At 45.8% G+C, this 511-nt stretch carries 1 pseudogene; it reads right to left on the reverse strand.

Annotation, left to right across the window (positions count from 1 at the left end):
- Positions 1-141: 141 nt before the first annotated feature.
- A pseudogene (locus R7093_RS28310) lies at positions 142-511 on the reverse strand (5'-methylthioadenosine/S-adenosylhomocysteine nucleosidase); the annotation flags it as partial.

Here is a 511-nt window from a genome sequence, read left to right on the forward strand (position 1 = left end):
ACGATGACAATCGATTCTCTCAGCCGCTTACAACCAAACTCGCGGCTGAGGGTGGAATTTGAAGGTAAAGAATCGATAATGTTTACTTTGACGAACTCATAAAAAAGCAGCACTTAATGTGCTGCTTTTCGTATTCTCACCCTATTGCATGCGCTTAAGCATGTTGAGCGTAATGGTTACTGAGTTATCTGCCGTCGCTTTTTTCAGCTCAGAATAAACCACATCAGCAGAACCATCCGCTTTGTCGGAAATCGTGCGGATGACAACATACGGAACCTTAAAGGCGGTTGCAACTTGTCCCAATGCTGCACCTTCCATTTCGACGGCCATCGCGTTGAACTCTTGGTAGATGCCCGTGACCTTTACTTTACTGGCGCTAAAGTGATCACCAGAAGCAATGATGCCTCGGAACACACTCTCTTTGCCTAACGTCTCCACCGCTGCTTCATACGCGTAATTTTGTAGCGCTTTGTCAGCATAAAAGTAACGCTCTTGATAGTCCGGTAATAAC

It is taken from the genome of Vibrio sp. 1580, from assembly GCF_033340055.1.